Annotated in this window: 1 protein-coding gene, 2 tRNA genes and 3 rRNA genes; all 6 read right to left on the bottom strand. The window is 42.2% G+C overall.

All coding sequences use genetic code 11. The features are described from left to right. Window positions 1–53: 53 nt before the first annotated feature. The 6 genes from ACHJH3_RS11200 to ACHJH3_RS11175 all read right to left on the bottom strand — a co-directional run bounded on the left by ACHJH3_RS11200 (window position 54) and on the right by ACHJH3_RS11175 (window position 6,714). On the bottom strand, window positions 54–596 hold the full coding sequence (locus ACHJH3_RS11200) for a ComEA family DNA-binding protein (protein ID WP_407064881.1): 543 nt from the start codon (window positions 594–596) through the stop codon (window positions 54–56). Window positions 597–910: 314 nt separating this feature from the next. Beyond that, window positions 911–1,030 (bottom strand): 5S ribosomal RNA (gene rrf / locus ACHJH3_RS11195). 179 nt (window positions 1,031–1,209) lie between these two features. After that, window positions 1,210–4,112, bottom strand: a 23S ribosomal RNA gene (locus tag ACHJH3_RS11190). Between the two features lie 529 nt (window positions 4,113–4,641). Then, window positions 4,642–4,718: transfer RNA gene (locus ACHJH3_RS11185), tRNA-Ile, on the bottom strand. A gap of 130 nt (window positions 4,719–4,848) precedes the next feature. Next, window positions 4,849–4,924: transfer RNA gene (locus tag ACHJH3_RS11180), tRNA-Ala, on the bottom strand. 275 nt (window positions 4,925–5,199) lie between these two features. Next, window positions 5,200–6,714, bottom strand: a 16S ribosomal RNA gene (locus ACHJH3_RS11175). The 16S, 23S and 5S rRNA genes sit together here with 2 tRNA genes alongside, the layout of an rRNA operon. Window positions 6,715–6,882: the final 168 nt, after the last annotated feature.

Genomic DNA, 6,882 nt, shown 5'->3' with positions numbered 1-6,882 from the left:
CCCCCCCTCCAAACACCCCTCACTACCCCCTCTTCTACTTTCTTTATTTTACCCTATTTACTCTCTTTTGTTTTTTTAGTATCTTTCTTTATATTCTCTTTGGTGTCTTTTATGTTCTCTTTTGCGTCCTTAGCCTTATCTGCCTTGTCTTCTTTATCATTAGTCTTCTTAGTCTCCTTCTTTAAACTATCTTCTTTGTCTTTAACTTTTTTGTTTAGGCTGTCTTTAGTATCTTTTAATTTATCTGCTTGCTTGGTTGTTTTTTCTTTTGTATCTTTTGTTTTAGAAAGTAGCTTATTCTCTTTATCTTTTATCTTCTTAGTTGCATTAGCAGGCATTACACTTTTGCCCGATACCGATATATCTTGTTTTAACGCTTCAAATGTCTTATCTCCTATTCCGTTTACATTTTTAAGATCTTCTATAGAGTTAAACTTATTCATCTTTCTATATTCCATTATAGCCTCAGCCTTAGACTCTCCTATGCCTTTTAAGCTCATAAGCTCCTCTTTAGTGGCCGTATTTAGATTTATCTGAGCAAATGCAGATAGCCAAAGCATAATAAGTGCTAACAGTATATTTTTTACCGTATTCATAGTAAATTCCTTTTTATTAAGATGTTTAAATTTAAGTAGTTAAAATTCTACAATGCTATGTTAAAGAAATGATAAATTTATAAATGAGTAATAAACAAATAAACTATAGCTGCTAAAGGCATAAAGAGTAAATAAAGCAGTTAATTTAGATAATTGTAAATAAAGCAGATAGGTATATAAAGAATTTAAAAACTAATCGGTTTAAATTTAAAAGTATGTAAAATATAATAAATGTAAAAAAAGGTTTTTATGTTTATTGTTAATGTTTTTTTAGATTAGCTGTTTTTGATATGATTTTAGAAGAATAATAACAAAGCCCGCAACGACCTACTTTTCCAAACATCCCAGTAAGGGAGAGTATCATCAGCCAGGACGAGCTTAGCTTCTTGGTTCGAGATGGAGCAAGGCGTTTCCTCGTCTGTATAGTCACGGGCAGTGTTAAATAAAAAATTATTGCAGAGTTTAACCAAGATATTTTTTATTTATATCTCAACAACCTGCTTCCTAATTTCTTATTTAACACTGTCTTTTATTTGTTAAGAGTTAAAGCGTTTTTAAATAACAATCTTTATCTTGTAAGGGTTTACCCTTAACAAGGAAGTGATGCTTATTAAAAGATAAGCAGACGACCTATTAGTACTGGTCAGCTAAAGGACTTTCATCCATTACACACCCAGCCTATCAAACATATAGTCTTTATGAGGTCTTAAAAGAAGATTCATCTTGGAGTTGGCTTCGAGCTTAGATGCTTTCAGCTCTTATCACATCCCAACTTAGCTACCGAGCGGTGCCCTTGGCAGGACAACTCGTACACCAGTGGTTGGTTCAACCCGGTCCTCTCGTACTAGGGTCAACTCTCCTCAATCTTCTTACGCCCACGGCAGATAGGGACCGAACTGTCTCACGACGTTCTGAACCCAGCTCGCGTACCGCTTTAAATGGCGAACAGCCATACCCTTGGGACCTGCTCCAGCCCCAGGATGCGATGAGCCGACATCGAGGTGCCAAACCTCCCCGTCGATGTGAGCTCTTGGGGGAGATCAGCCTGTTATCCCCGGGGTACCTTTTATCCTTTGAGCGATGGCCCTTCCACACAGAACCACCGGATCACTAAGACCGACTTTCGTCTCTGCTTGACATGTACGTCTCGCAGTTAAGCTGGCTTATACCTTTATACTCTACGAACGATTTCCAACCGTTCTGAGCCAACCTTTGTAAGCCTCCGTTACATTTTGGGAGGCGACCGCCCCAGTCAAACTACCCACCAGACATTGTCCTGCATGAGGATAACTCATGCCAGTTAGCTATCAGAATAAAAAAGAGTGGTATCTCAACAACGGCTCACTATAAACTGGCGTTTATAGATCAAAGCCTCCCACCTATCCTGCACATCTTTATCCCAATAGCAGTGTCAAGCTGTAGTAAAGGTCCACGGGGTCTTTCCGTCTTGCCGCGGGTAGGAGGAATTTTCACCTCCACTACAATTTCACTGGATCCCTCTTCGAGACAGCTCCCATCTCGTTACGCCATTCATGCAGGTCGGTATTTAACCGACAAGGAATTTCGCTACCTTAGGACCGTTATAGTTACGGCCGCCGTTTACTCGGGCTTCGATCAAACGCTTCGCAGAGCTAACGTCATCAATTAACCTTCGAGCACCGGGCAGGCGTCACACCCTATACATCCTCTTACGAGTTAGCAGAGTGCTGTGTTTTTGGTAAACAGTCGGGAGGGACTCTTTGTTGTAACCTTCCTTGCTTACGGAGTAAATCCTTAACAAAGCTAGGCACACCTTATACCGAAGATACGGTGCTATTTTGCAGAGTTCCTTGAAGAGAGTTCTTCCACGCGCCTTAGAATACTCATCCCACCCACCTGTGTCGGTTTACGGTACGGGCAACATTATCTAAACTTAGAAACTTTTCTTGGCTCGACAGTATCAGCAATTCACACGCTGTTCCGAAGAACTTTGTGTGCCTGTGGGGTCTCGGATAAAGAGTTACGGATTTGCCTGTAACTCAACCTACACCTTTCGACCGGCACTTCCATCCGCCGGCTTGCTTAACTCTAAGCGTCCTTCCATCGCACAATAATGTTGGTATTGGAATATTAACCAATTTTCCATCGCATACCCCTTTCGGACTTTGCTTAGGACCCGACTAACCCTACGATGACGAGCATCGCGTAGGAAACCTTGGGTTTACGGCGTTAATGATTCTCACATTAATTATCGCTACTCATGCCTGCATGCTCACTTCTATCCGCTCCAGCGCTCCTTACCGGTACACCTTCAACGCTGAATAGAACGCTCTCCTACCACTTAGTAAAACTAAGTCTAAAGCTTCGGTACTCATTTTAGCCCCGTTATATTTTCCGCGCAGAATCACTAGACCAGTGAGCTATTACGCTTTCTTTAAAGGATGGCTGCTTCTAAGCCAACCTCCTGGTTGTTTCAGTAACTCCACATCGTTTTCCACTTAAATGAGATTTAGGGACCTTAGCTGTTAGTCTGGGTTGTTCCCCTCTCGACGACGGATTTTATCACTCGCCGCCTGACTGCCATGATTACACACTAGGTATTCGGAGTTTGATAGGGTTTGGTACATTGGTGTATGCCCTAGCCCATTCAGTGCTCTACCCCCCAGTGTTACTACATGACGCTATACCTAAATATATTTCGGAGAGAACCAGCTATCACGATGTTTGATTGGCCTTTCACCCCTATCCACAAGTCATCCCATAGCTTTTCAACGCTAGCGGGTTCGGTCCTCCACCGGCTCTTACACCGGTTTCAACCTGCTCATGGATAGATCACATCGTTTCGGGTCTGCAACATCTGACTAAACGCCCTATTAAGACTCGCTTTCGCTACGGCTCCGGGTTTCCTTAACCTCGCCAGACATCACAACTCGCAGGCTCATTATGCAAAAGGCAGTCCATCACCCTGATAAATCATAGGGCTCTGAATGATTGTAAGCAAATGGTTTCAGGTTCTATTTCACTCTGATCACCTCAGTTCTTTTCACCTTTCCCTCACGGTACTTGTGCACTATCGGTCTAGTAGTAGTATTTAGGGTTGGATAGTGGTCTACCCGGCTTCAGACAGAATATCACGTGTTCCGCCCTACTCAGGATACTGCTAAGTAAAACATCGCTTTCATATACGGGAGTATCACCCTCTATGCTTAAGCTTTCCAGCTTATTCTATTAGCTTTGTTTATTCTATGTTGCAGTCCTACAACCCCGTTAGTAAACTAACGGTTTGCCCTCTTACGCGTTCGCTCGCCGCTACTAGCGTAATCTCGTTTGATTTCTTTTCCTGAGGGTACTAAGATGTTTCAATTCCCCTCGTTCGCTCCATTACGGTAACTGACATCGCTATCAGTTGGGTTGCCCCATTCGGAAATACCCGGATCAAAGCCCCTTGACGGCTCCCCGAGTCTTATCGCAGCCTGGCACGTCCTTCATCGCCTCTACTAGCCAAGGCATCCACCATTTGCTCTTTGTAGCTTACCTTTTATTAGTATATTTCATATTCTAATTCGCATCACTTCCTTGTTAAAGGTAATATAAACAACAAAAATTTAAAATCATATATAAATATATGAAGCAAATTTAAGTTTATTACTAAATTTAAAATCTAACCTCCAAGACGGAAAGCATTAACTGATATATAGATAAGTTTTAACTCTAGATATCTTGTGATGTTAAACTTCTGAATACTGATTATATTCAAGAGATAAGATATTTAAATCTTTAACAAGTCCTGTAAAATTGTTTTATTTAAAACTTGCTTGTGACTCTTAACAATGATAAATAAAAGAACGTTTTAGACTTCGCATACTAGCAAAGCTAGTATTTGCGACCAAAGAGCTACGCCCTTTGGAAACCCCTAAAGCACACTGCCTCTTTCGGAGGCACCGTAAGATAAGGATATTAATCAACTCAAAGTCTAAAGCAAATATTCTTTCATTCTTTTTAGAACACTTGATTTAAACCTTGATATCTGTTTAGTTAAACTAACTTTTATTTATTTGCTAATTAATGGTGGGCCTAACAAGACTTGAACTTGTGACCTCACCCTTATCAGGGGTGCACTCTAACCAGCTGAGCTATAGGCCCTCTTGCTTGCTCTTTTTCATTCTATACTGCGTTAAAGCTTGGTCGTAACTTCGTCACGTAGTATATCTACGCTCCTTGTTGCTCGGTCACTTTTTCTTGTCTAGAATAAAAATAGCTTCGCGCTTAAATTTGGTGGAGAATAGCGGGATCGAACCGCTGACCTCCTGCGTGCAAAGCAGGCGCTCTCCCAGCTGAGCTAATTCCCCTCAACATCCTTACTTCGCATACTAGTAAAGCTAGTATTTACGAGCAGGATTTTCACTCCCTGCACCCACCTAAAGTTACAAGGATTTATTCTAAACTTCGTTTATCATAAATCACAAATTTAGGTTTTTGTCTAGGCAATTAAGGAATTAGACAAATTTATTAGCCGTCAATCTTTCAAAACTAAACAAGGATGATTGAGTAGATTAGTTTAATAAGGCTAATCTAAATTTTCCTTTGATGAATATCTTGTGAGAGAATATTCATTGTACTCTAGAAAGGAGGTGATCCAACCGCAGGTTCTCCTACGGTTACCTTGTTACGACTTCACCCCAGTCGCTGATTCCACTGTGGACCATAACCGGTTTGGTATTTGGGCTTCGAGTGAAATCAACTCCCATGGTGTGACGGGCGGTGAGTACAAGACCCGGGAACGTATTCACCGTAGCATGGCTGATCTACGATTACTAGCGATTCCGGCTTCATGGAGTCGAGTTGCAGACTCCAATCCGAACTGGGACATATTTTATAGATTTGCTCCATCTCGCGATATTGCGTCTCATTGTATATGCCATTGTAGCACGTGTGTCGCCCCGGACATAAGGGCCATGATGACTTGACGTCGTCCACACCTTCCTCCTCCTTACGAAGGCAGTCTATTTAGAGTGCTCGGCCTAACCGTTAGCAACTAAATACGTGGGTTGCGCTCGTTGCGGGACTTAACCCAACATCTCACGACACGAGCTGACGACAGCCGTGCAGCACCTGTCTTAACATTTCTGCAAGCAGACACTCTTCTATCTCTAGATGATTTGTTAGATATCAAGTCCGGGTAAGGTTCTTCGCGTATCTTCGAATTAAACCACATGCTCCACCGCTTGTGCGGGTCCCCGTCTATTCCTTTGAGTTTTAATCTTGCGACCGTACTCCCCAGGCGGTATACTTAATCCGTTAGGTGCATTACTGCCAAGACTAGCTTGGCAACAACTAGTATACATCGTTTAGGGCGTGGACTACCAGGGTATCTAATCCTGTTTGCTCCCCACGCTTTCACGCATTAGCGTCAGTTAAGTTCCAGCAGATCGCCTTCGCAATGGGTATTCTTCTTGATCTCTACGGATTTTACCCCTACACCAAGAATTCCATCTGCCTCTCCCTTACTCTAGATTATCAGTTTCCCAAGCAGTTTAACGGTTAAGCCGTTAGATTTCACTCAAGACTTGATAATCCGCCTACGCGTCCTTTACGCCCAGTGATTCCGAGTAACGCTTGCACCCTCCGTATTACCGCGGCTGCTGGCACGGAGTTAGCCGGTGCTTATTCCTTGGGTACCGTCATAATTCTTTCCCAAGAAAAGGAGTTTACGCTCCGAAAAGTGTCATCCTCCACGCGGCGTTGCTGCTTCAGGGTTTCCCCCATTGAGCAATATTCCCTACTGCTGCCTCCCGTAGGAGTCTGGACCGTGTCTCAGTTCCAGTGTGACTGATCATCCTCTCAGACCAGTTACGCGTCATAGCCTTGGTGAGCCATTACCTCACCAACTAGCTGATACGATATAGCCTCATCCTACACCGAAAAACTTTCCCGACTTAACTTATGTAAAGAAGGAGTATAGAGTATTAGCAGTCGTTTCCAACTGTTGTCCTCTAGTGTAGGGCAGATTAGCTATACATTACTCACCCGTGCGCCACTAAGATTAAAATAAGCAAGCTTACTTTAATCTCCGTTCGACTTGCATGTATTAGGCACGCCGCCAGCGTTCACTCTGAGCCAGGATCAAACTCTCCATATAATTTATATGAAGTTTTTAATCAAAAAACTTTTAATTTTTATTTATATTAATTAGTTTTATCTACTAACTACTTTCCAAAGAAAGCCTGAAAGTAAATTGGCTCAATCGATCACTTGTTTAGATTTCAAAGATTGACTAATTAGTTTAACAATGTTAAGTTAGAGAACA

Origin of the sequence: Campylobacter canis (assembly GCF_045504005.1) — a bacterium.
Classification (GTDB): domain Bacteria; phylum Campylobacterota; class Campylobacteria; order Campylobacterales; family Campylobacteraceae; genus Campylobacter_A; species Campylobacter_A canis.
The sequence above is the reverse complement of the archived record's forward strand: the minus strand, read 5'-3'. Positions and strand labels throughout refer to the sequence as shown.